This window comes from Actinomyces israelii DSM 43320, from assembly GCF_000711965.1.
GTDB classification, from domain to species: Bacteria; Actinomycetota; Actinomycetes; order Actinomycetales; family Actinomycetaceae; genus Actinomyces; species Actinomyces israelii.
Map to the genome: position 1 here is coordinate 63,627 of NZ_JONS01000010.1, position 25,913 is coordinate 89,539.

The 25,913-nt window shown below is 72.4% G+C and carries 21 protein-coding genes; 10 read left to right on the forward strand and 11 right to left on the reverse strand.

All coding sequences use genetic code 11. The annotated features are described in order from the left end of the window. The first annotated feature begins 177 nt into the window (after window positions 1-177). Entirely contained in the window at window positions 178-1,164 is a 987-nt protein-coding gene (gene rarD / locus O145_RS05455; protein ID WP_156966611.1) for an EamA family transporter RarD, read from the forward strand. Between the two features lie 129 nt (window positions 1,165-1,293). After that, a complete protein-coding gene (locus O145_RS16390) occupies window positions 1,294-2,238 on the forward strand; it encodes a restriction endonuclease (RefSeq protein WP_052374718.1) in 945 nt (314 codons plus the stop codon). 194 nt (window positions 2,239-2,432) lie between these two features. Here the strand turns inward: O145_RS16390 and O145_RS05465 are convergent, their stop codons facing one another. The 7 genes from O145_RS05465 to O145_RS05495 all read right to left on the reverse strand — a co-directional run bounded on the left by O145_RS05465 (window position 2,433) and on the right by O145_RS05495 (window position 13,036). Further along, window positions 2,433-3,317, reverse strand: coding sequence for a slipin family protein (locus tag O145_RS05465; protein WP_084682398.1), 885 nt, complete (start codon window positions 3,315-3,317; stop codon window positions 2,433-2,435). Then, complete coding sequence (locus O145_RS05470; protein WP_156966615.1) at window positions 3,314-4,285, reverse strand: hypothetical protein; 972 nt, start codon at window positions 4,283-4,285, stop codon at window positions 3,314-3,316. The genes O145_RS05465 and O145_RS05470 overlap by 4 nt, the downstream gene beginning before the upstream one ends. Beyond that, a complete protein-coding gene (locus O145_RS05475; protein WP_043560764.1) occupies window positions 4,282-6,636 on the reverse strand; it encodes a nitric-oxide reductase large subunit in 2,355 nt (784 codons plus the stop codon). Before O145_RS05475 ends, O145_RS05470 begins: the two co-directional genes overlap by 4 nt. Window positions 6,637-7,980: 1,344 nt before the next feature. Further along, on the reverse strand, window positions 7,981-10,890 hold the full coding sequence (gene infB, locus O145_RS05480) for a translation initiation factor IF-2 (protein ID WP_043560766.1): 2,910 nt from the start codon (window positions 10,888-10,890) through the stop codon (window positions 7,981-7,983). 91 nt (window positions 10,891-10,981) lie between these two features. Next, entirely contained in the window at window positions 10,982-11,317 is a 336-nt protein-coding gene (locus O145_RS05485; protein WP_043560771.1) for a YlxR family protein, read from the reverse strand. 126 nt (window positions 11,318-11,443) lie between these two features. Next, on the reverse strand, window positions 11,444-12,490 hold the full coding sequence (nusA, locus tag O145_RS05490) for a transcription termination factor NusA (protein ID WP_043560778.1): 1,047 nt from the start codon (window positions 12,488-12,490) through the stop codon (window positions 11,444-11,446). Between the two features lie 81 nt (window positions 12,491-12,571). Continuing rightward, window positions 12,572-13,036: a ribosome maturation factor RimP gene (locus tag O145_RS05495; protein WP_043560786.1), complete on the reverse strand. Its 465-nt coding sequence runs from the start codon at window positions 13,034-13,036 to the stop codon at window positions 12,572-12,574. A 116-nt stretch (window positions 13,037-13,152) separates the two neighbouring features. Here O145_RS05495 and O145_RS05500 point away from each other — a divergent pair, with 116 nt between their 5' ends. Continuing rightward, on the forward strand, window positions 13,153-14,139 hold the full coding sequence (locus O145_RS05500; protein WP_229118383.1) for a hypothetical protein: 987 nt from the start codon (window positions 13,153-13,155) through the stop codon (window positions 14,137-14,139). Here the strand turns inward: O145_RS05500 and O145_RS05505 are convergent. From O145_RS05505 to O145_RS05515, 3 genes are read right to left on the reverse strand one after another with little or no spacing between them, the layout of a single operon-like run. Beyond that, window positions 14,124-17,171 carry a DEAD/DEAH box helicase family protein gene (locus O145_RS05505; protein ID WP_084682399.1) on the reverse strand — a complete coding sequence of 1,016 codons (3,048 nt, stop codon included), beginning with the start codon at window positions 17,169-17,171 and terminating at the stop codon, window positions 14,124-14,126. The two genes, O145_RS05500 and O145_RS05505, sit on opposite strands and share 16 nt — an antisense overlap. Then, complete coding sequence (locus tag O145_RS05510) at window positions 17,161-17,433, reverse strand: hypothetical protein (protein ID WP_043560790.1); 273 nt, start codon at window positions 17,431-17,433, stop codon at window positions 17,161-17,163. Before O145_RS05510 ends, O145_RS05505 begins: the two co-directional genes overlap by 11 nt. A 55-nt stretch (window positions 17,434-17,488) precedes the next feature. Then, window positions 17,489-19,315 carry a proline--tRNA ligase gene (locus O145_RS05515; protein WP_043560909.1) on the reverse strand — a complete coding sequence of 609 codons (1,827 nt, stop codon included), beginning with the start codon at window positions 19,313-19,315 and terminating at the stop codon, window positions 17,489-17,491. A 162-nt stretch (window positions 19,316-19,477) separates the two neighbouring features. On the opposite strand from O145_RS05515, the gene O145_RS05520 reads away from it, so the two are divergent. Both O145_RS05520 and O145_RS05525 read left to right on the forward strand, forming a co-directional pair. After that, window positions 19,478-19,711 (forward strand): toxin-antitoxin system HicB family antitoxin, encoded by a 234-nt coding sequence (locus O145_RS05520; RefSeq protein WP_043560793.1) that lies wholly within the window; start codon window positions 19,478-19,480, stop codon window positions 19,709-19,711. Then, window positions 19,708-20,127: a PIN domain-containing protein gene (locus O145_RS05525; RefSeq protein ID WP_043560801.1), complete on the forward strand. Its 420-nt coding sequence runs from the start codon at window positions 19,708-19,710 to the stop codon at window positions 20,125-20,127. The genes O145_RS05520 and O145_RS05525 overlap by 4 nt, the downstream gene beginning before the upstream one ends. Window positions 20,128-20,534: 407 nt before the next feature. Here O145_RS05525 and O145_RS05530 read toward each other — a convergent pair whose 3' ends face one another. Next, entirely contained in the window at window positions 20,535-20,858 is a 324-nt protein-coding gene (locus O145_RS05530) for a DUF4190 domain-containing protein (protein ID WP_043560804.1), read from the reverse strand. Between the two features lie 322 nt (window positions 20,859-21,180). Here O145_RS05530 and O145_RS05535 point away from each other — a divergent pair, with 322 nt between their 5' ends. From O145_RS05535 to fni, 5 genes are read left to right on the forward strand one after another with little or no spacing between them, the layout of a single operon-like run. Further along, complete coding sequence (locus tag O145_RS05535) at window positions 21,181-21,492, forward strand: response regulator transcription factor (RefSeq protein WP_043560805.1); 312 nt, start codon at window positions 21,181-21,183, stop codon at window positions 21,490-21,492. 42 nt (window positions 21,493-21,534) lie between these two features. Further along, on the forward strand, window positions 21,535-22,497 hold the full coding sequence (gene mvk / locus O145_RS05540; protein WP_043560808.1) for a mevalonate kinase: 963 nt from the start codon (window positions 21,535-21,537) through the stop codon (window positions 22,495-22,497). Between the two features lie 20 nt (window positions 22,498-22,517). Then, a complete protein-coding gene (gene mvaD / locus O145_RS05545) occupies window positions 22,518-23,552 on the forward strand; it encodes a diphosphomevalonate decarboxylase (protein WP_043560811.1) in 1,035 nt (344 codons plus the stop codon). Beyond that, entirely contained in the window at window positions 23,549-24,679 is a 1,131-nt protein-coding gene (locus tag O145_RS05550) for a phosphomevalonate kinase (protein WP_043560814.1), read from the forward strand. The genes mvaD and O145_RS05550 overlap by 4 nt, the downstream gene beginning before the upstream one ends. Continuing rightward, window positions 24,676-25,797: a type 2 isopentenyl-diphosphate Delta-isomerase gene (gene fni / locus O145_RS05555; RefSeq protein ID WP_229118374.1), complete on the forward strand. Its 1,122-nt coding sequence runs from the start codon at window positions 24,676-24,678 to the stop codon at window positions 25,795-25,797. Before O145_RS05550 ends, fni begins: the two co-directional genes overlap by 4 nt. The last annotated feature ends 116 nt before the right edge of the window (window positions 25,798-25,913 follow it).

The window sequence follows — 25,913 nt, forward strand, 5'->3', positions numbered from 1 at the left end:
GATCGGAATCGTCGAGATTCCCGGAATTCGGCAGTGCGGGCGAAGGTGATGAGAAAGAGACCTCTCGCGCCGCAAGCCGTCCGAGCGCGCGGCAACGCGCCTCACTATGCTACGCGGTGCGGCCGACCGGGACAGAACCGGTGCCGCCGTCATCCCCGACCGCGAACGGATCACGCCATGGCCCCCTCCCCCGACGCGCCCGAGCCCGCCCCGGCGTCGGTGCGCGCAGCGGTGCAGCAGCCGTCGGGTGCCGGGGTCGCACTGGTTCTGGGCTGCTACACGCTGTGGGGCGTCTTCCCCCTGTACTTCCGCCTGCTGGCGGACGCGGGAAGCGTGGAGATCATCGGGCACCGCATCGTGTGGACCCTGGTCACCTGCCTGGGGCTCGTGACCGTACGACGCCAATGGGGGCGCCTGCGCCGCATCCTGCGCTCGGCCCGGCTGCTGGGGGCGCTGACGGTCTCGGGCCTGCTGGTGTCGGTCAACTGGCTCATCTACGTCTACGGCATCAACACCGGCCGGACCGCCGACGCCGCCCTGGGCTACTTCATCAACCCGCTGGTGACGGTGGCCCTGGCCGCCCTGGTGCTGCGCGAGCGACTGCGCCCCGTCCATCGCCTCTCCATCGGCCTGGCGACGGCCGCCGTCGCGCTGCTGGTGGTGCTCCAGGGCTCCCTGCCGTGGGTCTCCCTGACCCTGGCGCTGTCCTTCGGCCTGTACGGCCTGGTCAAGAAGCGGATCGGGCCGCAGGTCGATGCGCTGACCGGGCTGACGGTGGAGAGCGCCGTGGTGTGCCCCGCGGCGGTGGCCTACCTGGGCCGGCTGGCCTGGCAGGGGCAGTCCGCCTGGCAGGGCCCGCACGCCGGGGCGCTGCTGGGCGCCCTGCTCCTCGCGGCCGGACCGGTCACGGCGGTGCCGCTGCTGCTGTTCGCCGCCGGGACGCGCCGGGTGCCGCTGAACGTGGTGGGGATGAGCCAGTACATCGCCCCGATCATCCAGTTCATCCTGGCGTGGGCGGTCTTCCGCGAGGCCATCCCGCCGGCCCGTTGGGCGGCCATGGCGCTGGTGTGGGCGGCCGTGGTCATCTTCGTGGCCGACGCCGTGCACCAGACGGCCCGCCGCCCTCGCACCCGGGGTCCTGCCCGGGCCGAGTCCCAGACGTAAGCACACGGGCACGGCCGCACAAAGGCACGAAGCGGCTGTGACGCCGCCCTCGTGCGGCGGTTTCCTCGGCGACACCGGAGTCGCCCAGATCGAATAAGTATCTGAGTATCTGAGTATCAAGGAGTTGAGATGGACGCCGTCCTTCCAGACTGGTTCTCCGAGTCGGCGGTGAGGGCAGCAGTCGCCTCAGTTGTCGGCCTCGTTGCCGTCGGGGTGATCGTCAAGGTCCTCACGTGGCTCTATCGGGCGCTCCTGCGCAGGTGCGTCGGTAAGGAGCTCGGGGTGCGGATCCACAGAGGCTTCCGTGTGAGGCGCGCGAAGACGCATCGCGACATCGGCGCGTTCCTGCTGGCATATCCCACGTGGAGATACGCCAAGAAGGACGGGACGCGGGACCGGCGCCGGTCGGACAATGCGGTGATCAACCACTGGTCCGTCCTGGAGGTGGGCCGATGGAGAATCAGCTGCCAGGACGTCTTCGCCCTCTACGACCTGGTGCTCGCCGTGCGCGGCGCCGGGGTGGTCGTCGCCGAGTCCGCTCATGAGCAGCGCAAGAGGGAGGCCACGAGCTCCAGCCGCCGGGCGCGGCACAACGCCGTGAGCATTGACAGTCTGATCTCTGCATTCGCCTCCCGCCCCACCGACTTCGAGCGCTTCTGCGCCGACCTGTTCCGGTCCTTCGGCTTCCGGGTGGAGACCACTCCCCCCGTGCGCGACGGCGGTGTCGACCTGCGGATGAGCCGGGAGGGGTGGACCTACATCGTGGAGTGCAAGTGCTATGACCGCTCCCACCGCGTGGGAAGGCCTGTGATACAGAAGCTTCAGGGCGCCAACGCGGTCGAGATGGCGGACAGGATGGTGGTGGTCACGACGAGTGCGTTCTCCCAGGACGCGATCGATTACGCGGGCCAGGTGGGTGCCGAGCTCATCGACGGCGACCACCTCATCGCCATGTGCAGCAGGGCCTGGGGCAACGCCCTGCCGCCAAGCATCATGCCGGACCGGACGGTCGCTCTCTCAGCCGACGACCTGCTGACGGGATTCCCGGCGGACCTGCGTCACAGCTACTCCTAGGGGCTCCTGGCGGCTCCTGGCGGCTCCTAGCAGCAGGGCGCATGCCGGGCCGGGCGGGGAGCGCGCCCGCCCCCCCTGCCCCTCACGGCCCCGACAGTCCCCTTCCCCGAGATCGGTCGTATTCCGGCTCGAGATCGGTTCGGGGCGCCGGCCTGGCACCGCTGTGCCCCGGACAGTGATCACCCCGCGCGTCTTCAGCCTTCCGCACCGCCCTCCGGCGGCTCAACGACGTCCTCATCGACACCGCCGTCGTCATCCGCCACCGGCGCAGTGGGGTGCTCGTCGGCGCCCCGCACCGGAGACTCCGAGGATCCAGGGCACGGCAGCCCGCTGAACCGGTCCATGAGCGGGCCGATGAGATCCATGGGCAGAGGAAAGACGACCGTGGAGTTCTGGTCGGCCCCAAGCTCGAGCAGGGTTTGGAGGTAGCGCAGCTGGAGGGAGGCGGGCGACCTCGACAGGGTGTCCGCGGCCTGGCGAAGCTCCTCGGAGGCCTGAAGCTCGCCGCGGGCATTGATCACCTTGGCGCGCCGCTCGCGCTCGGCTTCGGCGCCGCGGGCCATGGCGCGCTGCATCTGCTCGGGGATCTCAACGTCCTTGATCTCCACGACGCCCACGTCCACGCCCCAGGGCCTGGTCTGGTCCTCGATAATGTCGCGCAGGTCGGCGTTCAGGGCGCTGCGGTGGGCCAGAACCGTGTCGAGATCGACACGCCCCAGCACGCTGCGCAGGGTCGTCTGGGCGATCTGGGAGGTGGCGATCGCATAGTTCTCCACCGCCATGACGGCCTTGACCGGGTCCACGACGTTGAACAGGACGACGGCGTTGACACGGGCCGGGACATTGTCCTCGGTGATGACCTCCTGGGGCGGGATGGTCAGGGTGACCACGCGGGTGTCCACCCTGACCATGCGCTCGACAAGGGGCACGACCAGGTGCAGGCCCGGCCCGTAGACGGGCCGCAGGCGCCCCAGGCGGAAGACGATGCCGCGCTCGTACTGGCTGACGATCCTGGCGGAGAGCAGGACCACGAGCAGCAGAAGGATCGCGGTCGCGGAAACGAGAACGGTCAGGCTCATCGGCTGCCTTTCGTGGAGGTGGCGGAGGCGGTCCGGGTATCGGGAGCGGTGGCGTCGCGCCAGGCCGACGCCCGGGTGCGCCGTGCTCCGCCGCGCGCGGGGAGCCCGTCCGCGGCGCCGGACGGATCGTCGCGAGAGGGGCCAGGGCCATCGGGCCCGAGGCGCTTGCGCGTGCGCAGTGCCGCCACCCGCCGCAGCGGGGGCTCGTCGGGCACGGGGGCGACAGCGTCGGGCGAGGCGCTGGCGGGGCTTCCGCTGCTCGCGGGCGCGCCGGCCCCTGCCGAGGCGGCGGCCCGGGCCCGGGCGATCGCCTCGGCGGCCTCACGCACGGAACGGTAGCCGGCGGAGCCGGTCTGCCCGGTGCCGATCGCCACCGGGGCCCGACCGGCGGCGCGCCGGGCGGCGTCGGCGGCCGCGTGCTCGGCGGAGCCGAGGTGCGCCAGCGCATCGGGGGCGTTGTCGGGAGTGGTCCACAAGTGACGGGCCAGCGGACAGGCGCCGGCGACGACGATCGCGAGAGTGGTGCCCAGGACCATCAGGTCGTCGGGACTGTGGAACAGGATCATCATGAGGATCGACAGGAAGGCGCCTACACAGGCGATCACCAGGGCCAGGCCGCGGTGGAAGCGGCCCGTCTCCGAGTAGGGCCAGGGATCCACCGGCCTGGTGATCTCCCGGGGCCCGGGCGCGGGTGAGCAGGTGCTCTTCGAGGGGCACCGCCCGCAGACGGCGTGAGCCCCCTCGTAGCGGATGACGCGCTTGTCCGGGTCGAAGGCCGCGGGCCACAACCACTGGTCCTCGTGGCAACGCCAGCCGTCGACGTCGTCGTGATAGACGAAGTCGGCGTGGCGCCAGCTCATCGAGCGCCGGGCGCTGCGCGAGCCGAGGACGTCCACGGTCCACGCGGCGCCCAGCAGGACCAGCGCGTAGGCGGCCACCAGCCACACATCGACGTCGTCGGGCATCAGTCGTCCAGCACCGTGCGCTCGCCGCGCCAGGCGGCCCTGGGCGGGGCGGAGATCTCCTCGTAGAGCGCGTCCTCGCCGAAGGTCTCCACCGTCCTGCCACGCCGCCAGCTCCTGGCCCCCAGGAAGGCGATGTACAGGTAGGGCACCGCGCCGCCGAGAATGAAGATGAGGTCGCCGGGCAAGCGCCCCCACTCGATGAGCGTGTTGACGGTATTGGTCACATAGGTCAGCTCGCGCGCCTCGTAGTAGCCGGTGCCCACGGAGTAGCGCAGCTGGAGGATGCCCAGGGGCAGCAGGGTCGCGAAGCACATCCACGCCAGGCCGATGTTCAGGCTCCAGAAGGAGGTCTTGGCGAGCCTCTCGGGCCACGTGTCGGCCGGGACCAGGTAGCGCAGCGCGAACATGCCCAGGCCCAACGCCATGAAGCCGTAGACGCCCATCATGGAGGCGTGGGCGTGGTTGGCGGTCAGCGCGGTGCCGATCTCGTAGTAGGAGACGATCGGCAGATTGACCAGGAAGCCGAAGACGCCCGCGCCCAGGAAGTTCCAGAAGCCCACGGCGACCAGGTGCATCACCGCCCACCGGTGCGGGAAGGGCTTGGCCTCCCTGCCGTGGCGGTTGGCGCCCAGCTGCATGAAGGCCCACGCCTCGACCGTCAGGAAGGTCAGCGGGATGACCTCGGCCGCGGAGAAGAAGGCGCCCAGCGCCATGTGCTCCACCGGGGTGCCGGAGAAGTACAGGTGGTGCATGGTGCCGATGACGCCGCCGGCGGAGTACAGGATGACGTCCATGAAGATAATGCCGAGCGCGATCCTCTCCCTGACCACGCCGAGCAGCACGAAGACGTAGGCCACCATGACGGTGGTGAACAGCTCGAGGAAGTCCTCGACCCACAGGTGCACCACCCAGAAGCGCCAGAACTCGGCGACCGTGACGTGGGTGTTGGCGCGCGCCAGCATGCCCACGGCGTAGAAGGCCGGGATGGCCAGGGCCGCGAACATGAACAGCCACGGCATGTTGGCGACGTGCTCGTTGCGCAGGCGCCCGCGCATGGCCCGCCAGATGATGAAGGCCCATACGAACAGGGCGGCGGTCAGCAGGACCTGGAAGACGAAGGGCAGGTCGAGGTACTCCCACCGCTGGGCGAACAGGGGCCCCTTGGCCCAGCTCAGGCCGTGCTGGCTGGCCGCCTCGGCCAGGCAGGACAGCACGACGACGGCGGCCGCGGCGACCAGGAGGATCCACACCAGGACATGCTGTCCGCGGGGCTCGCGCCGCGCGATGAAGGGCGTGAGGAACAAGCCGGCTCCCAGCAGGCCCAGCGCGGTCCAGAACAGGGAGAGCTGGACGTGCCAGGTGCGCGCCAGCGAGTAGGGCAGGATCCTGCCCAGGTCGAATCCGAAGAAGGACAGGACGTCGGCGCGGTAGTGCTCGGCCAGCGCCCCGACGAGCGTCTGGACGACGAACAGCGCCGCGATGGTGAGGACGAACCAGGCGATGACGCGCTGGGAGCGGGTCAGGCCGATCTCGCCGGGCTGGCGGAAGGACAGCCCGGGAGCCTCCTCTGAGCGCCAGCCGATCTTGCGGCTCCAGCGCCCGTAGATGGCGAACATGCCGCCGGTACCGCCGATGAGGACGACGAGAGAAAGGACCGACCAGATCATGAGGTCGCCGGTGGGGGCGTTGCCCACCAGGGGCTCCGGGGGCCAGTTGTTCGTGTAGGAGTAGTCCAGGCCCGGGCGCTGGGCGGCTGAGCCCCAGGCGGTCCAGCCGAAGAAGGCGGTTACCTGCCTGACCTCGGTGGGATCGGTGATGAGATCGGGCTTCAGGCCGTGGTCGTGCGCCTCGGGCCCGAAGAGCCGGGTGTAGTGGGCGACCGCCTCGTTGTAGGCGGTCACCTGCTCGTCGGTCCAGGTGAGCACCCCGGTGGACGGGTCGTAGCGGTTGGTCCGGAGCATGTCCCTGGTGGCGGTCGCCGGGTCGGCGACGCCCTCTGCTGCCAGCTGATCCCCGACGCTGGTGGCCTCTAGGCGCAGGTACTCGGCGGTGAAGTCCTGGCCGAGGTAGCCGCCGTGACCGAGGATTGAGCCGTACTCCATGAGACCGCGGGCCTGGAAGAGCCTCTGCCCCGCGGTGATGTCCTCGGTGGTGAAGAGGGTCTCGCCGCTGGAGGTGACGACCCTGTCTGGCTGGGGCATGGAGTCGGTGTAGGTGCGGTAGGCCAGCAGGCCCATCACGGTGAACCCGAAGAGCATGACCAGGGCGACGCCCTGGATCCAACCCTTGCCAATGAGCCGCCCGCGTTTTACGACAGCCGTTTCGGCGGAGCCGTCTGAGCCGGACGATGTCATAGGAAACCTCCAAAAGCAGAGTGGGGTGGAGGGGCCTCCCCTCCGAGTCGCCGCGAGACAATCGCGAGTGCGGGGCAGCGACCGCACCGGAAGACCCATCGACGACCGGACGCGCACTCCCATCAGCACATATGTCGCTTAACCACTCGTGTTTCGCATCGCGCGACAGCCACGGGACGAACGAGACCCGGCCCTTCTGACGACCAGAAGCAGCTTGGCCGTTAATCACGACACGTCGTCACCATACTCCTAAAATCCCCTGTTGTCTTCGGTAAAATTGAAGTAGTCACAGTTCTGGGTGAGGAGGGCCCACTGTCCCCTTTCGCCGGGATCGGTCGTATTCCGGCTTGAGATCGGTTCTGAGCACCAGGCGCCCCCTGAGCCCCTTCGGCCATAGCGACCCGGTCGCGGGCTGCCTCAGCGCACCGCGGCCGATCGCGGTCGAGCAGCACCCGGTGTCGGACGGCGAGCAGGGCGCTGCGCGTGGCGGGGCCGCGGTGGTGCCCAATGGTGATTGAGGGCGCGTTCGACGGCGCCCGGGGTAGCGGAGGGCGACGGCGCCCGGAGGCCGGTGGCCTTCCGCCGCGGGTTCCCTTGCTCCGGCAGTTGCTGACCCGGTTGCCGGGGCGGGGTAACGGGTGGTGGCGCGGACGTGATGGGCGCGCAGCCATGCCCTGTCGAGTCCGGGAGGAGCAGGGTCTTGTCGGCCAAGGGCCCGGCCGGGGCGCCCTCGCCGGGGGCGCCGACGGGCCGAGGAAGCCCGCTGGCCCAGGGCACCAGGGGACCGCTCTGCGGACGCTCGCCCCTGAGCGGGGGTGAGCGCGATGGGACATCACGCCGCGCCCGGCCTCCACAGCGGCGCGGGGTCCTGACGCCGCCGCCCGCCCCAGGGGGCCGTCTACCGTCACCACACTCGCCACGGCCCCCGCGGGCCCGCCCTACGCGCCCCAGGGGGCCGTCCCTCCGAGCGCCGGAGGGGGCGTCCTGCCGGCCGTACGCGTATCCGCATAAGTAAGGGCCTCCCTCCGGGCGCCGGGGGGCGGAGCGCGGGCCCGGCAGATACTCTTCGAGTTCGTGAGGTCGTATCATCCTCCGCGCGGTCGCACCTCAGGGAGCGAGGGTACGACCGCGAGAACAGGACAGAACCGGCCTCCTCTCGGAATCAATCATCTGGGCACGGCGCTCCGCCTGGGCTTCGGTGCCGGGCATGGGCGGTGCCCAGGAGGACTCCGGCCACCAGGACGTCGACGCCCGCATCTGAAAGCGCGCGGGGTCGCCCGCCGTAGGCGGGCGACCCCGCGGTGCCCCGCTCGAGCAGGGCACCGCTCTCACCGTGGCCGCTGGTCAGTCGCGCGGCTTCTCGCGCATCTCCCAGGTCTCGATGACATCGCCCTCGGCGATGTCCTTGAAGGCCAGGTTGATACCGCACTCGTAGCCCTCGCGGACCTCGGTGACGTCGTCCTTCTCGCGGCGCAGCGTCTCGATGGACAGCTCCCCGGCGACGACGACGCCGTCGCGCACGAGCCGCGCCTTCGCGCCGCGCCGGATCGTCCCGGAGCGGACGATCGAGCCGGCGATGGAGCCGAACTTCGAGGAGCGGAAGATCTGGCGGATCTCCGCGGTGCCGAGCCCGACCTCCTCGTAGATGGGCTTGAGCATGCCCCGCATGGCGGACTCGACATCCTCGATCGCGTTGTAGATGACCGAGTAGAACTTCATGTCGACGCCCTCGTGGTCGGCCAGGTCGGCCACCCGCTCGGCGGGCCGCACGTTGAAGCCGATGATGACGGCGGAGTCGACCGTGGCGAGGTTGACGTCGTTCTGCGTGATGGCGCCCACCCCGCGGTGGATGACGCGCAGCGCGACCTCGTCGCCGACGTCAATCTTGAGCAGGGAGTCCTCCAGCGCCTCGACCGCACCCGAGCTGTCGCCCTTGAGGATGAGGTTGAGGGTGTCGACCTTGCCCTCCTTGAGGACGTCGGTGAGGTTCTCCAGGGACACGCGCTTGCGGCGCTTGGCCAGCAGCGCGGCCCGCTCGGCGGCCTCGCGCTTGTCGGCGATCTGGCGGGCGGTGCGGTCGTCGGGGGCCACGATGAAGGAGTCCCCGGCGCTGGGCACGCTGGTCAGGCCCAGGACGAGGGCCGGGCGCGCCGGGCCCGCCTCGTCCAGGTTCCCGCCGTGCTCGTCGAACATGGCTCGCACGCGCCCATAGGCGCTCCCGGCGACGATCGGGTCGCCGACGTGCAGCGTGCCGCGCTGGACCAGGACGGTGGTGACGGCGCCGCGGCCCCTGTCGAGCTTGGCCTCGATGGTGACACCGCGGGCGTCCGTGTCCGGGTTGGCGCGCAGGTCCAGAGCGGCGTCCGCGGTCAGCAGGACCGCCTCGAGGAGCTCGTCGATGTGGAGGCGCTGCTTGGCGGAGATCTCGACGAACATGGTGTCGCCGCCGTACTCCTCGGGCACCAGACCGTACTCGGTGAGCTGGCCGCGGACCTTCTCCGGGTTGGCGCCCTCCTTGTCGATCTTGTTGATGGCCACCACGATCGGCACGTTCGCGGCCTGGGCGTGGTTGAGCGCCTCGATGGTCTGCGGCATGACGCCGTCGTCGGCGGCCACCACGAGGATCGCGATGTCGGTCACCTCGGCGCCGCGGGCGCGCATGGCCGTGAAGGCCTCGTGACCGGGGGTGTCGATGAAGGTGATCGGACGCATCTCGTCGTTCAGGTGCACGCGCACCTGGTAGGCGCCGATGGACTGGGTGATGCCGCCGGCCTCGGCCGCGACCACGTCGGTGGAGCGGATGGCGTCCAGCAGCTTGGTCTTGCCGTGGTCCACGTGGCCCATGACGGTGACCACCGGTGGGCGCGGCAGCAGGTCGGCGTCGTCCTCCCCGGCCTCCTCGGCCTCCAGGTCGATGTCGAAGGACTCCAGCAGCTCGCGGTCCTCGTCCTCGGGCGAGACGATCTGGACGTTGTAGCCCAGCTCGGCGCCCAGCAGGGCGAAGGTGTCCTCGTCGAGGGACTGGGTGGCCGTGGCCATCTCGCCCAGGTGGAAGAGCACGGTGACCAGGGCCGCGGGGTTGGCGTCGATCTTCTCCGCCAGATCCGTCAGTGTCGCGCCCTGGCGCACGCGGATCGGGGTCGTTCCGTCGCCGCGCGGGACGATCACGCCGCCGATCGACGGCGCGCTCTGCTGCTCGAACTCCTGGCGCTTGGCGCGCCTGGACTTGCGCCCGCGAGGAGCGCCGCCGCCGCGCCCGAAGGCGCCCTGCGTGGAGCCGCGCCCACCGCGCCCACCGCGCGGGCCGCCGAAGCCGCCACCGCCGCGCGGACCGCCGCCACCGGCACCGCCGCGCCCGCCCCCGCCGGGGCGGCCGCCGCGGGTGCTCTGCCCGCCGCGCGCGGGGGCGCCCGGACGTCCGACAGAGGAGTGCCCCGGCATCATGCCCGGGTTGGGCCGCGGCCCGCCCGGACGCGGAGCGCCCTGAGGACCCTGAGGACGGGGACCGCCGCCCTGGGAGCGCCCGCCGCCCGGACGCGGCCCCGGGCTGGGCCGACCGCCCTGGGGGCGCGGACCGCCCGACCCCCCGGGACGGGGCATGCCCTGGGACGTGGCGTAGGGGTTGTTGCCCGGACGCGGGCCGCCGGAGCGGCCGCCGCCCTGCCCGCCGCGGCCGCGGCCGCCGGGACGGGGCATGCCCTGGGACGTGGCGTAGGGGTTGTTGCCCGGACGCGGCGCACCGGGACGCGGGCCGGGAGTCGGCGCCGAGCCGCGGCGCGGGCCGGGAGTGGGGGCGGAGCCCCTGCGCTCGGCCGACTTGGGCTTGGGCCTGGGGGGTTTCGGGGTCGGCGCGCCGCCAGCGCCGGGACGGGGCGCCGGCTTGGGAGGCTTCGGGGTCGGCGCGGCCGGGCGGGGCGTCCGGCCCTCCGGCTTCGGCGGGGTCGGAACAGCGCCGCCGGATGCGCCGCGGCGCGGTGCGGCCGGCCGTGCGCCACCGGGCTTGGGAGCCTGGGGCCTGCCCGGGCGGTGCTTGGGCGCCGTCGGCACGGGCTTGGGCGAGCCTCCCCGGGCCGAAGCGCCATGGGAGGCGAAGTGCTCGCGGACCCTGCGAGCGACGGGGGGCTCCACCGCCGAGGAGGCCGCCTTGACGAACTCTCCTTGATCCTTGAGCCAGGCCAGAATCATCTTCGAGGTGATCTTCTTGCCAGAGGGGTCGAGCTCTTTCGCGAGCTCGTGAACGCGTGGTTTAGCCACTTTTCTCCTGTCCGGTTGCCCACCCCGGATCAGGGTGGGCGCTTCTAGAGGCAGCTCATCGCTGGGTACTCATCGGGTGCCCATCGGCTTCCTACCCGCCTTTGCTATCGGTCCGGCCGGTTCCGCGAGGAACCGGTGCGTCGTGCACGGCCCGGTCCGCCTCGTGGGAGGCGATCCAGTCGCGCACGGGGGCCACATCGGGTGACCCACTGGTCCGCAGAGCGCGCCCGAAGGCGCGCTTGCGCTCTGCGAGAACGAGGCACGCGGAGTCGGGGTGGATCCACGCGCCGCGTCCGGGCATGACCGCCCGGGCGTCGACCAGCAGCCGACCGCCAGCGCCCCCGACCAGGCGCAGGAGCTGCGCCCGGGGGGCCTTCCCCCTGCAGCCGATACAACTGCGCTCGGGCACGTGTATCGTACTTGGCACCGGCTCGCCGTGTCCTTCCGCGTCTTCTGCTCGGGTGCCGCCGTCGGAGCGCACCGGCTCGCAGGGAGACGGGCGGCCCGCGGACAGACCCGCCCAGAGTGTACCGTCGTCGGCCGCCCCGCGGCCTCAGTCCTGGGCGTCCGGCGCTGAGGGACCAGTCACGTCGTCCGCGCGCGAGCCGTGACCGGGAGTGACCTCGCCCGACTCGGCGTCGGCGTGGATGTCGATCTTCCACCCGGTCAGGCGGGCCGCCAGGCGGGCGTTCTGCCCCTCCTTGCCGATGGCCAGGGAGAGCTGGAAGTCGGGGACGACGGCGCGCGCCGTGCGCTCCTCGGCGTCGAGCACCGTCACCGAGGCCACCCGCGCCGGGGACAGGGCGTTGGCGACGAAGCGCGCCGGGTCCTCGGAGTAGTCCACGATGTCGATCTTCTCCCCGCCCAGCTCGGCCATGACGGCGCGCACCCGCTGGCCCATCGGCCCGATGCAGGCGCCCTTGGCGCCCACGCCGCGCGCCCGCGAGCGCACCGCCATCTTGGAGCGGTGCCCCGCCTCCCGGGCGACCGAGACGATCTCGACGTCGCCGGAGGCGAGCTCGGGGACCTCGCGCTCGAAGAGCTTGCGCACCAGGCCGGGGTGGGTGCGCGAGAGAATGATCTGGGCGCCCTTGGAGCCGCGGGAGACCTCGGTGACGTAGGCGCGGATGCGGTCGCCGTGCCGGTACCTCTCCCCGGGCACCTGCTCGTGGGGAGGCATGATCCCCTCGTGCTCCTCGTCCAGCCGCACGTAGACGACACGGGGATCGCGCCCCTGCTCGACCACCCCGGAGATGAGCTCGCCGGACTTGTCCTTGAAGGTGCCCAGCACCTCGAAGTCGCGCCGGTCCTGGATGCGCTGGACGATGACGGAGCGGGCCGTGGCCTGGGCGATGCGCCCGAAGTCGTCGGGGGTGTCGTCGAAGTACTCGCCGGTGGGCTGGTCCTCCTCGTCGACCTCGGGAGCCAGGACGGTCATGTGGCCGGTGCGCCTGTCGATCTCGACATGGGCGCCGCGGATCGCGCCGGGGACCTTGGCGTAGGCGCCCAGGATGGCGTCCTCGATGGCGGGCAGAAGGGAGTCCAGGTCGATGCCGAGCTCGTCGGCGGCGCCTCGCAGCTCCGGCATGTTGATGTCCATGGTTCCTCGGGTCCTCTCTCGTGCGGTGTGTCGGGCGGAGCGCCCGTGGCCGCGGTCGGGACCGGGCCGATGGTTCGTGGGTCAGAAGATGACGACCATACGCGCCTGCCGAACGTCGTCGAGCGCCAGGACGCGCTCGCGCCCGTCGGCCTGAAGGGTGACGGAGTCCTCATCAGCCGCGGTGACGGTTCCGGTGAGGACGGCGTCCACGCCGTCGTCCTTAACCATCAGCTCGACGTCGCGCCCCACCGCGCGGCGGAAGTGGCGTGGGGTGCTCAGCTCGCGTTCTGCACCGGGAGTCGAGACCTCCAGGGTGTACTGGCCCCTGACCGGGTCCGCCTCATCGACGGCGGCCGACACGGCCCGGGAGACCGTGGTCAGCGCGTCGAGGTCCAGGTCCCCGGGGCCGTCGGGAAGATCGACCAGGACTCGTACGGTGGAGTACCTGCCGGCCCGGGTCGTCTCGACGCCCTCCAGGAACGCCCCGGCGTCCTCGACGACGGGGGTGAGCAGCTCGGTGAGGCTGCGTGCGAGCGCGTCGGCCATGGGCGGATCCTCCCGGTCGTGCTTCTCCCACGAGGCCGATCGGGCCTCTGCGGGACTCTCGGTGAACTATGGTTAATGAGCCTCATGCTACCTGTCCATGGAAGGATCACTGCGTGATGCGATCGACCTTGCCCTTCCCAGGCCCCGGGCCGGCCCGCATGGATGCCGGCCGGCCCCTGTCCCGGCGGTGGGTGCTGCGCGGCGGAGCGGGCGCCGCGGCGGCGGCACTGGCGCTGGTCGCCGGCTGCGAGATCCGCCTGGGCTCCGGCGCGCCCGACTCGCTGCCCACGCCGTCGCCGGCCGAGGCGACTCGCGACGCGCTGGCGCGACGGGCCTCCTTGATCGCCTCGACTGCCGACGTGGTCGCCGGCTCCGGCGCGTCCGGCGCCGACACCGCCCAGCGTCTGGCCGACGCAGCGCGCACCCAACTCGACGCCCTCGGCGGCGTGTGGCAGCCGTGGGCGAGCGCCGCCCCCTCCGGCTACCCGACGGCCTCGCCGGTTCCCACGGCGCCGTCCACCGCCACCGCGGGAGAGCTGGTGACCATGCTGACCGAGGGCGCCACCCAGGCGTCGACAGCCGCCTCCCAGGCCTCCGAGACCGCCGCCGCGCACCTGTACGCCTCTTTGGCCGTCGCGTGGCTGCTGGGGGCGATCTCGCTCGACTCCGGGGCGGTCGAGACCCCCGGGCGCTCCGCCTCGGCGAGCGCGCCCGTGCCGGGACCGGTGCTGCAGGCCTACGACGGCGCGCGCTACGCGCTCCAGGAGGTGGCGGCGCGCTCGGCCGACGACCAGCGCACCCACGCGACCGCGGACGCGGCCTACGCCGGCGGCGTCGTCTCGGCCTCGCTGATGCTGGGGGGGCAGGACACGCGCCTGTCCGCCTACGCGCCCCCGACGCAGGCGGCCGACGACGCCTCGCTCGACGTGACCTGGGCGCGCCAGGCCTGGAGGACCGTCATGGAGGCGGAGGTCGCCGGCGTGGAGGCCGAGGGCGGCGAGGCGACCGCCGGGGCCATCAACGCGGCTGCCAACGCGGCCCGCCGGGCGCAGGCGTGGGGCACGACGGTCGAAGAGTCCCTGCCCGGCTACGCCTCGTCCTGACCGGCCCGGCCGCCCCGGCCGGGCGGGCCCGCCGGACCTGCTGGGCCGGGCGGTTCGGCCGGGTCGCCGGGGGTCTCGATCCAGCGGCGGGCGCGTCGCACGGTGACGCGTCGGTGCGCGCCTGCGCCGCGGCCGGCCAGGAGCGCCTCGGCATCGCCGCCGTCGCGCACCAGGCGCACCCGGCAGGGGCTGACGTGACGTCTCCAGGCCTCCGCGAAGAACCTCATGGCGGCCCGCGAGGCCGCCAGCGCCGTGGGCACGGGAAGGTGCAGGCTGCGCCCCGCGCCCCAGGCGCCACGGGCGGCCAGGCGCCCGAGCGCCCGCCGCACGGGCCCCAGGCGGTCGGGCCGTCCGGACCGGGCGAGCGTCAGGGGCGCGGCCTCCAGCACGAATCGGGGCCGGCGCCGCGGCGGGGCCAGCAGCTCGGCCAGGGCGTCGGCGAAGCGGGCGCTCGCCGCGCCGTCGACGCCGTCCAGGCCGAGGACCACGTCGTCCGCGGTGCTCGCAGCGGGGCCGCTGCCGGCGCCCATCCGCTCGTTCCCGGTCAGGACGAGCAAGCCGCCCGCCCCCGCGGGCGCCCCGTCGCGCGCGCCCAGAGCGGTCAGGACCGCCCTCGCGGCGCCGGTCCAGAAGACCGTGGGGGTGCCGCGGCGCAGCAGGCCGGCGCGGGCACGGATGTGGACGACCTCCAGGGCGCGCCCCGTCCTGCTCGGCGTCCCGGGTGTCGGACTGCTCGGCGCGCCGAGTGCCCAGCGGCGCCGCTCCGCCTGCCGGTCGCCGAGCCCGGCCAGGGTCGCGGTGTTGAGGGCGGCGACCTCGTCGGGCGCGGCGCCAGCGGCGAGGCGGTCCAGGGCGCGGCGCTGGGACGGGGTCAGGACGCCGGCCAGGCCGGTCTCGATCACCGGCGCCGCCCGCTCGGGCTCCCCGGCCGCCTGCTGGGGCTCGGGCAGGGCGACCGCCCAGATGCGGTCGGCCTTGCGGCGCAGGCGGTCGAGGTCGGTGGTGGAGCGCAGCCGGGAGCCGGCCGGCATCAGGCAGGCGACGGACCAGTTGTGGGCGACCTTGCCGGGCCAGGCCGTATCCAGGCGGATGGTGCGTCCGCGCAGCTGCTGGACGGCCGCGGCGGTGGTGACGGTGGTCAGGTCCACCAGGGTGTTGACGGCGGGGCAGTCCCACCCCTCCCCCAGCAGGCCGCGGGTACCGACGACGAGGCGCACGGCGCCGGAGGCGACGAGCCCGCCCACCGCGAGCACGAGGTCGGCGCTGCGCGCTGCGCTGCCGTCCACGGTCAGGGACCAGCCGTCGTCGTGGTCGGGCAGCTCCAGGCCGGTGCGGGCGCGCAGGCGTTCCAGGAGCTCCTCGTCGCCGTGGGCCAGGCGCAGGTGGGAGGCGGTGAGCAGGACGGGGTGCAGGCCGCGCAGAGCCGTATCGGTCAGGATCGCGCTGAAGCAGCGCACGGCTCCGCCCGCCGCGCCGGGGCCGTCTGCACCATCGGAACCGCCGGCGCCCACCAGGACGTCGAGGGCCCGGTGGGGGGCGGAGTGCTCGGCGGCGTCGGTGACGACCACGGCGCGCAGCCGCTCCCCCAGCGCGTCCAGCTCGTGGCGCAGGATGTCGATGACGGCGGCGTCCTTGGCCCGGGAGGCGGCGGTGATGACGTCGAGGGGCGAACGGCCGGTGCGGATCCCGGAGTCGGTCAGGTGCAGCCCGAAGCCGCGCAGGGTCTGGCGCATGTCGTCCCACTCGTCGCGGCGGGCGGGATCGGGCAGGAGGCGGTCCAGGGCGTAGCGGGCCAGCAGCCTCAGCTCCTCGGCGGTATCGAGGGTGTCGAGCTCGGGCAGGAGCGGGGCGAGGAGCACGCTGAGGGGGGTGGGGGTGTAGTCGCGCGTGCGGCGCAGGAGGGCCCCGGCCGACGCGGCGAGCGCCGGGTCGGCCTCGAAGCCCGCGGCCAGGGCGCGCATCAAGAGCGGGTCGTCGGGGGCGAGCGGCCTCCCGGGGCGTCCGGCGCCTTCGGCCGGGTCATCGGGCGCGAGCGCGTCAGCCCCCAGGCCCGGGGCGACGACTCCGAGGAGGTAGTCGATACCATCGGGCGCGAGGAGGTACTGGGCGGTACGGTGGCGCAGTTCGGCCCCGGCGGTGGTCAGGAAGGAGGTCTCCTCGGGCGTGGGCAGGGTGAACCAGGCCAGGGGCCGGTAGGGGGCCAGGTGCCCGGATCGTACGACGGCGGGCACGGGCACCTCGGCATCGACCTCGCCCAGCAGGGCGTGGTAGCGCCGCCAGGAGCGGTCCTCGCTGCTGGGCTCGGTGGCCGTCAGGCCGATGAGGGTGGGCGCGGCGCCCGCGGCTGCGAGACGGCGACGCAGGTAGTGGACGACGACGGCCCAGTGGGCGCGCAGGTGGTGGCACTCGTCCAGGACGATCGTGGCCACGCCTGCGGCGATGAGCGCGTCCAGGCGCTCGCGCGCCCCGGAGGCCAGCAGCGCGGCGACGGCGTCGTCGTCGAGCTCGTCAACGCGGGCGCGGACGGCGGCGGCGCGCGAGCGCAGGCCGCGCGCGTAGGCGGCGGGGTTGTCCGCGGCGAGGGCGTCGAGCCAGGCGCCGGCCAGGGCCGGAGTGCGCCCGTCGCGCATGAGGTCGTCCAGCCACCGCTCCCGGGCGGCCGCCTCCCAGGGGCCGGCGGCGTCGACCACCGACAGGGCCTGGTAGGTCAGGACGGTCAGGTCCGCGGGCTCCTCCCCCGCCTCGGGGGCGCGGTCGGCGACGGCGGGCGCGCCGCCGTCGGGGGTGCGCAGGAACCGGGCGGCCTGCTCGGCCCACTGGGCGCGGATGACGGTGGTGGGCGCCAGGACCAGGGCGCGGCGCCCGTTGCGGACTGCCAGGACCAGGCCGAGCACGGTCTTGCCGGCGCCGGGCGGGGCGACCAGGTGGAGGGCGGCGCCGTCGTCGGGGGTCACGCGAGCCAGGAGGTCGGCCTGGTAGCCGCGCAGCGGGACGTCCAGGCGCCAGGGGGTGAGCGGGCGCTCAGCGGTCATGGCGGCGGTACCGCTCGGCCCCCGGCTCGGCCGGCCCGGCGTCGGGAGCGACGTCGATGAGGAGCTCCTCGCTCTGGCGCTGGGCGACCGTGTGCACGTGGGCGGGGTTGAAGACGTCCTCGACGGCGCCCAGGACGGCGCCGCGGGGGTCGGGCCTGCGGTGGCGCCAGTAGATCCAGCCGCGGCCCTCCATCCACAGGCAGAGCCGGTCCGCCGCGAGGAGGGCGGCGGCGACGGCCGTCGCCGCGAGAAGCAGTCGCACAGCCGCAGTATGCCAGGGCGGCGGGACCGGAGCGGGGCCGCCGCACGGCTCCGGCTCAGGGGCGGGCGAGGGCCTCGCGCACGACGGCGGCGATCTCGCCGGCGGCCTCGGCGGCGGGCACGCTGCGCCTCTCGCCGCTGCGGCGGTCGCGGACCTCGACCGTGCCCTGCCTGGCCAGGTCGCGCCCGACGACGACGGTGTAGGGCACGCCCAGCAGCTCGGAGTCGGCGAACTTCACGCCCGCGGAGACCCTGCGGCGGTCGTCGTAGAGGACCTCGATGCCTGCGGCGTCGAGCTCCTCCCCCAGGGCGGCGGCGGTGTCGAAGATGGCGTCGTCCTTGCCGGTGGCCAGGACCTGGACGTGGTAGGGGGCGACCCGTATGGGCCAGGCGAGCCCCCGCTCGTCGTGGTTGGCCTCGGCCAGGGCGGCCATGACCCGGCTGACCCCGATGCCGTAGGAGCCCATGGTGACCACGCGCGCCTTGCCGTTCTCATCCAGGACGCTCAGCCCCAGCGCCTCGGAGTACTTCCGGCCCAGGGCGAAGATGTGGCCGATCTCAATGCCTCGGGCCAGCTCCAGGGGGCCCGAGCCGTCGGGGGCCGGGTCGCCGGCGCGGATCTCGGCGGCCTCGATGGTGCCGTCGGCGCTGAAGTCGCGGCCCTTGACCAGGTGGAGGACGTGCTTCCTGGGCTCGTTGGCGCCGGTGACCCAGCTGGTGCCGTCCACGACGCGGGGGTCGAGCAGGTAGCGCACAGAACCGGTGAGGCGCTCGACGCCGTCCTCATCGGTCTCGATGCGCCGAAGGGGCGAGTTGGGGCCGATGGCGGTGGGGCCGATGTAGCCGCGCACGAGCTCGGGGTGGCCGGCGAAGTCCTCCTCGGCGGCCATGTCGACCTCGGCGGGGGCGACGGCGGCCTCGAGCCGCCTCATGTCGACCTCGCGGTCCCCGGGCAGGCCCACGACGAGCAGCTCCTTGGAGCCGTCCGGATGGGTCAGGGCGACCACGACGTTCTTGAGCGCATCGGCGGCGGTCCACGCCCGGCCGTCGGGGCGGGGGTAGCGCTCGTTGCACAGCGCCACGAGGGTCTCGATGGTGGGGGTGTCGGGGGTGTCGACCACGCGGGCGGGCGGCTCGGCGCTCGCGTCCACGGGCTCGGGGGCGAGGGTGACGACGGCCTCGGCGTTGGCGGCGTAGCCGCCGGCGGAGCGCACGAAGGTGTCCTCGCCGATCTCGCAGGGGTGGAGGAACTCCTCGGAGTGGGACCCGCCCATGGCGCCGGCCATGGCGTTGACCGGGACGTAGTCCAGGCCCAGGCGGGCGAAGATCCGCTCGTAGGCGTCGCGGTGCAGGCGGTAGGAGGCCTCCAGCCCGGCGTCGTCCATGTCGAAGGAGTAGGAGTCCTTCATGACGAACTCGCGGCCGCGGATGAGGCCGGCGCGCGGGCGGGCCTCGTCGCGGTACTTGGTCTGGATCTGGTAGATGACCGCGGGCAGGTCCTTGTAGGAGGAGTACATGTCCTTGACCAGGAGGGTGAACATCTCCTCGTGGGTGGGCGCCAGGAGGTAGTCGTTGTCCCTGCGGTCGGTCAGGGTGAACAGGGTGGGGCCGTACTGCTGCCAGCGCCCACTCGCCTTGTAGGGGTCGGCGGACAGCAGCGCGGGGAAGTGGACCTCCTGGGCGCCGATGGCGTCCATCTCCTCGCGCACGATCCCCTCGATCTTGCGCAGGGTGCGCAGGCCCAGCGGCAGCCAGGTGTAGATGCCGGGGGCGGCGCGGCGTATGTAGCAGGCGCGCACGAGGAGCCTGTGGCCGGCGACCTCGGCGTCGGCCGGGTCCTCGCGCAGCGTCCGGATGAAGGAGGTGGAGAGTCGGTGCAGCACGGGCACATGGTACGTGCTGCGCATGCGCCTGACAGCCGCGTGCGCGGCGGCCGGGCCCGTGGTCGGGCCGCACCGCGTGGCCCCAGCCGTCACTGGGCCATGGTCCGGCGCGGACGCGATGCGAAACTGGTGCATCATATGTTGATGCGCTAATCTAGCATCATGCGCACCACGGTTGATCTTCCTCCGGCGCTCCACCACCGGATCTCCCGGGCCGCCGCAGCGCACGGAGTATCGCTGTCGGCCATGATCAGCGAGCTGACCGCCCTAGGACTCGAGCAGTCCGGGGCCGAGGAGGAGATCGGCACGAGCCCCGTCACCGGTCTTCCCCAGCTGCGTGCGGGACGGCCCGTCACCGCCGAGGAGATCAATGACTTCCTCGCGGAGAGCGAATGAGCATCCATCTCGTCGACGCCACTGTCCTCATCGCTCTGCTCGTCCCCGACCACCAGCACCACAGTGCGGCGGAGTCCTGGATGGACGGGCTGGAGGACGCGGACCTGATCGCCTCGGATCCGGCGGTGGAGGGTGCTCTCACCCGGTACGCGGTGCGGATCGGGCACTCCGCCGCTCAGGTGCAGCGCACGCTGCGCCGGGTGCACGAGATCGCCCGATGGCGGTTCTGGCCCGATGACCTTCCCTATGCGGACTCCGACCTGAGCACGGTGCGCGGGCACCGGCAGGTCACCAATTCCTATCTCGCCTCCCTGGCCCGCCATCACGGCGGCCGCCTGGTCACCTTCGACCGGGCCCTGGCAGCCCGGTTCCCCGACGTCGTCGATCTGATCGGGTCGGGACATCCCGGGAAGTAGGGATGGGGAGGGCTGGTCATTCATGGCCTGCCGCCGACCGCACCCAGGGCGCCTCACGGCGAAGGCCGGAGGGGCAGGGATTTCGGCCAGATGCAGGAGCTTCGGTCGGGCGCAGGGGTCGTGCGCCCGATGCGGGACTCCCGCCACCCGCCTGAGGCACGGAACCTCTGCTTCAGGACGAGCCCCCGATTCGGGCCGCGCGGGCTCGGCAACGGCCCGGCGTCAACCAGTGCCGGCCCGCGGAAACGCGAGAAGCGAGCAACCCATGAGGCTTATTCAGCAACAGGCCGCCCTGGGCCACCGCCTGGGCTGCCTCAGCCTGAGAATCGAGTGTGATAATCCAATTCTCTCACGAGACGGCCGATGCTCCTGCTAACGACACGAACAACCCATCATGAATAACACCCTTACATCTGCACCTGCGCCAGCACCACGATGAGCGCGCCGACGAAACCGATCACCCCGCAGATAATTCCTGCCGTACCCATGCCCCGATTCTTGGCAAGCCCCTGGTCAGCAGCCGCCTGGGCCTGAAGCCCCAGGACGATGGCGATAATCCCGAAGATCATCCCGCAGCACAGGAGGCTAACCACCCCCAGGCCCAGCGCCCAGTTCCCGAGGTAGTTCTTCTCGTCGCTCGGATAATACCGATCCGAGCGATAGCCCCCGGGATAGCGCACTGGAACCCCATCATGCCCTCCATCAGGAACAGGCTCCTCGTCGATCCCCATATCGTATCTCCATGCCGGTCATCAGGAGCGCCCTGGCGGTACTGTATTGCCACAATCCACAGAAACGGACCGGGGGAAGAGAGCCGCCGCCGTTGCGGAAAGCCTACTACAGCCCCTAGTCGCAGCGCTACCCGGATGAGGGCACAGGCGAGCAGTCATTCCGGATGATGGAACAACCCATCGCCGGCGCGGCCTCGTCGAGGCTTGCCCACAGAAATCTTTCCGCCTCGTGCCTGCGCATCTCAGACCCCGTTGCTGCTGGGCAGTGAATAGCGGCCACCGCCATGAAGGCGCCATCACGCCAGGCACCCGGATCACGACCGTGCGTGAGCGCGAGGTGGCGATCCTGGCGGCGCAGGGCCTGGTCAACAGCGAGATCGCGGACCGCCTGGGGATCGGGGCGGCCACGGTCAAGACCCATGTCTCGACACTGCCGGAGAAGTTCCAGGTCAGGAACCGGGCGCAGCTCGCAGTAGCTGCGGCAGACCGGCTGACGCCCCCCCTGAACCGGGTCCCGTCCGTCGTCGGGCTCGTATTGGACTCATCGCGCCCTGCTGGTACATCCCTGCCGCAGCACCGGGCGACAGGTGACCGACGCCTGATTGCAGAGCCGGAAGCGAGCCATTTAACCTGACCCGGATCATCACAGCCCACTGGGCCGCAACCAAGGAAGCGTATGGACAGGCACTCCCCCACCCACGAGGGCCACGGCCGCACCTGGGCAAAGGCCATCCTCCTGGGTGAGCACTCCGTCGTCTACGGGCACCCCGCCGTGGCCATGCCGCTGCACGACCTTCAGATGCGGGCAACCGCCGCACCGGTGACCGGGCCCTCGATGCTGCGCGGCCTGGACTACTCCGGTCCCATGGACGCCAGCGGGCCGGGCTTCGCCTGCGTCGTGCGCGCCTTCGAGGCGGCCCGCGAGCTCTCGGGCTGCCTGGAGCAGCCCTTTGAGGTGACCACCAGAAGCGACTTCCCCCATGAGCGCGGGATGGGGTCGTCGGCCGCTGCTGCGGGCGCCGTCATCCGCGCCGTCCTGGACGCCTGCGGGCGTGCGGCCTCCACGGATGAGCTGTTCGCCCTGACTCAGATGGCCGAGCAGGTCGCCCATGGCAGGCCCTCCGGGCTGGATGCCGCGGCCACCAGCTCCCCCTGCCCCATCCGCTTCCAGGGCGGCCAGATGCAGCCGCTCACCCAGCGCATCCAGGACGCTTGCCTCGTCATCGCCGACTCCGGCGTCCACGGCAGCACCCGCGAGGCCGTCGGAGGCCTGCGCGAGCGCTACGAGGAGGATCCCGACGGCGTCGGCCCGCTCATCGCCGCTCTCGGCAGGCTCGCGCAGGTCGGCATCGCGGCGCTGGACGGCGGCGACGCGCAGGCCCTGGGATCGGCGATGAACCGTGCCCATGAGGTGCTGGCGCAGCTGGAGCTGAGCCTGCCGGTCCTGGACCGGCTCACGGCAGCCGCCCGCGACGCCGGGGCCCTCGGCGCCAAGCTCACCGGCGGCGGGCTCGGCGGGTGCGTGATCGCGCTCGCCGACGGCGAGGAGGCGGCAGGCCGCATCCGCGGCGCCTTGGAGAGTGCGGGAGCGCCGGCCGCATGGATCTATCAGATGCGCACCAGTGAGGTGAGTCAGTGACGTCCCCGCAATCCCCGGCAATGCCATCGAGGCCCGCAGCATCCACCGCGACGGCGAGCGCGAACACGAACATCGCGCTCATCAAGTACTGGGGCAAGGCGGACGAGTCGCTGATGATCCCCACCACCTCAAGCCTGTCCCTGACCCTCGATGACACCTGGACCACCACCACGGTCTCCTTCGACGGAGGCTCGGGCGACGCTGACGCGGTGAGGATCAACGGCTCCGCCCCCAACGGGACGGTGCTGGCCCGGGTGACCCGCTTCCTCGACCTCGTGCGCGAGCGCTCCGGCATCGCGCAGCGGGCGAGCGTGGACTCCACCAGCACGGTGCCGTTGGCGGCCGGCCTGGCCAGCTCCGCGGCCGGCTTCGCGGCGCTGGCCGCGGCGGCCTCGCGGGCAGCTGGGATGGACCTGGACGGCCGCGCCCTGTCCCGGCTCGCCCGACGCGGCTCTGGCTCGGCGGCGCGCTCCGTGTTCGGCGGGCTGGTGCTGTGGAACGCCGGGGGTGACGACGCCGCCTCCTACGCCGAGCCCATCAAGGGCGCCATCGAGGGCGCCGCCGAGGAGACCGCTGGGAGCGGCCTGGACCCGGCCATGGTCGTCGTCGTGCTCTCCGACGGACGCAAGACGATCTCCAGCACGCAGGCCATGCGCCGGACCATGGCCGCCTCGCCGCTCTACCCCGCCTGGGTGGAGGCGAGCCGCGAGGACCTGCGCGCCGCCCTGGAGGCGGTTCGCTCAGGGGACCTTGCGCGCCTGGGCGAGGTGGCCGAGGCCAACGCCCTGGGCATGCACGCCTCGATGATGGCCGCGCGCCCCGCGATCATGTACTGGCTGCCGCGGACGGTCGAGGTGCTGCACACGATCCGCGCGATGCGCCAGGACGGCCTGCCCGCCTGGGCCACCATTGATGCCGGCCCGAACGTGAAGGTCCTGACCCGGGGCAGCAGCGCCGAGCAGGTCGCGACCGCGCTGCGCGAGAGCGTCCCCGGCGCAGCGGTGTCGGTCAGGCGCCCCGGCGCCGGTGTGCGATTCGAGGAGGCCTCCCGATGATCTCGCAGAGCGCCCCCGGGAAGCTGTATATCGCCGGAGAGTACGCCGTCGTCGAGCCCGGGCACCAGGCGGTGCTGGTGGCCGTCGACCGCTTCATCACGGTGCGGATCGCGGAGGCCGAGGATGGCGGCTCCGCCGACCCCACCGGTCATATCAGCTCCACCCTGTACGAGGCGCAGTCCCTGACCTGGTACCGGCGCCCCGAGGACGGGGTGGTGATGGTCGACAAGCAGTTCGACGACTACGTGGTCTCCGCGATCCGCATGGTGGAGCAGATGGTGCGCGAGGCCGGGGGCCCGCTGCGCTACTTCGACCTGGACGTCTCCAGCGAGCTCGACGACGGCAGCGGGCGCAAGCTCGGCCTGGGCTCCTCCTCGGCGGTCACCGTCGCCACGGTGCGCGCCGTGGCCAGGTTCTACGGCCTGGTCCTGGATGACATGGCCGTCTACAAGCTGGCGCTGCTGGCCACGGATGCCGTCCAGCCCATCGGCTCCGGGGGCGATATCGCGGCCAGTTCCTTCACCGGATGGGTCGCCTACACCTCCCCCGACCGCGCGTGGCTGCACCAGGTGAGCGGGGCCCCGGGCATGGGCAATAGCCCAGGGGGGTCAGCGGGGCTGAGCGAGCTGGTGCGGATGGACTGGCCGCTGCTCAGCATCCGGCGCCTGCCCGCCCCAGGCCTGCGCCTGAGCGTGGGATGGACCGGCAGCCCCGCCTCCACCCCGCGGCTGGTGGCCGACGTCCAGGCCCACACGCGCGGGGCGCAGGACGCCGCCTACACCGCGTTCCTCCGGGAGAGCGAGGCCTGCCTGAGCGCCCTGACCCTGGCGCTCCGAGAGGACGACGCCCAGGAGACCAGGCTCCGGATCCAGGAGGGGCGCCGTCTCCTGTCGGGTCTGAGCCGCACCAGCGGGATCACCATCGAGACCTCGCAGCTGCGCCGCCTGGTGGAGATCGCCCAGGAGCACGGAGCAGTGGCCAAGAGCTCGGGTGCCGGCGGCGGGGACTGCGGCATCGCGCTGTGCCCGCCCGGGACCGATGTGGCCGCCATGCACGCGGCCTGGGAGTCGGCGGGTATCCAGCCTCTGGACTTGCGCGTCCACTCCCACAGCGGAGACGACTCATGAGCAGCACGGGCATGAGCGCCGCAGGGCCCGCCGAGGAGCAAGCTCGCGCCTCGCGCAAGGACGAGCACCTGGACCTGGCCGTGCGCCTTCATGGCACGGACCGGCCCAACGCCTTCGACGACGTCTCTTTCATGCACCACGGCCTGCCTGGAACGTCCGCCGACTCGACCGACATCAGCACGAGCGTGTGCGGCGCACGCTGGCCGGTCCCCTTTTACATCAACGCGATGACCGGGGGCACGAGCGCCACTGCGGCGATCAACACGGACCTGGCGCGCGCTGCCGCCGACGCGGGCGTCGCGATCGCCTGCGGCTCCCAGCACATCGCCCTTCGGGAGCCCGAGCGCGCCGACGGCTTTAAGGTCATCCGCCGCGAGGCGCCGGACGCCTTCGTACTGGCGAACGTGGGCCCCACGGTGTCCCCGGACCTGGCGCTGCGGGCCGTGGAGATGATCGGAGCCAACGCCCTGCAGGTGCACGTGAATGCCGCCCAGGAGCTGGTCATGCCCGAGGGCGACCGGGACTTCCGGGACTGGGACGAGCGCATCGCCTCCATCACCGCTGCCGTGCCCGTACCGGTGATCGTCAAGGAGGTCGGCTTCGGGCTCTCACGGTGCACGATCGCGACCCTCGCGCGCACCGGCGTCGCCGCCGTCGACGTGGCCGGGGCCGGGGGCACCGACTTCATCACGATCGAGAACGAGCGGCGTGCTGGCCGGGAGTACTCCTACCTGACCGGCTGGGGGCAGTCGGCGGTGCTGTGCCTCCTGGAGTCACTGAGCGGCCGTCTGGACGGCCGAGAGCCCGTCGGGCTGCCGGTACTGGCCTCCGGGGGCGTGCGCCACCCGCTCGACGTCGTGCGAGCGCTCGCCCTGGGGGCCCGCGCCGTCGGCATCTCGGGACACTTCCTGCGCACCCTGGTCGACCACGGCACGAGCGGGCTGCGGCGCGAGCTGAGGACGTGGACCGACCACGTGCGCACCCTCATGACCCTGCTGGGCGCACCCGACGTCGAGCAGCTGCGCCGCACCGACGTGCTGGTCACAGGAGACACGGCGGAGAAGGCGCGCCTGCTCGGCGTGGAGCTGGAGGCTCTCTCCCGCCGCTCGGAGCGGTAGGCGGACAACCAGCTGCATATCGCCTACTACGCCGTTCTGCCTCTTACCGTACGAGCACGAGGAGCGTAGTAAGGGGAAAAGGAGCGTAGCAAGAGGATGGCGCACGGACCGATCCG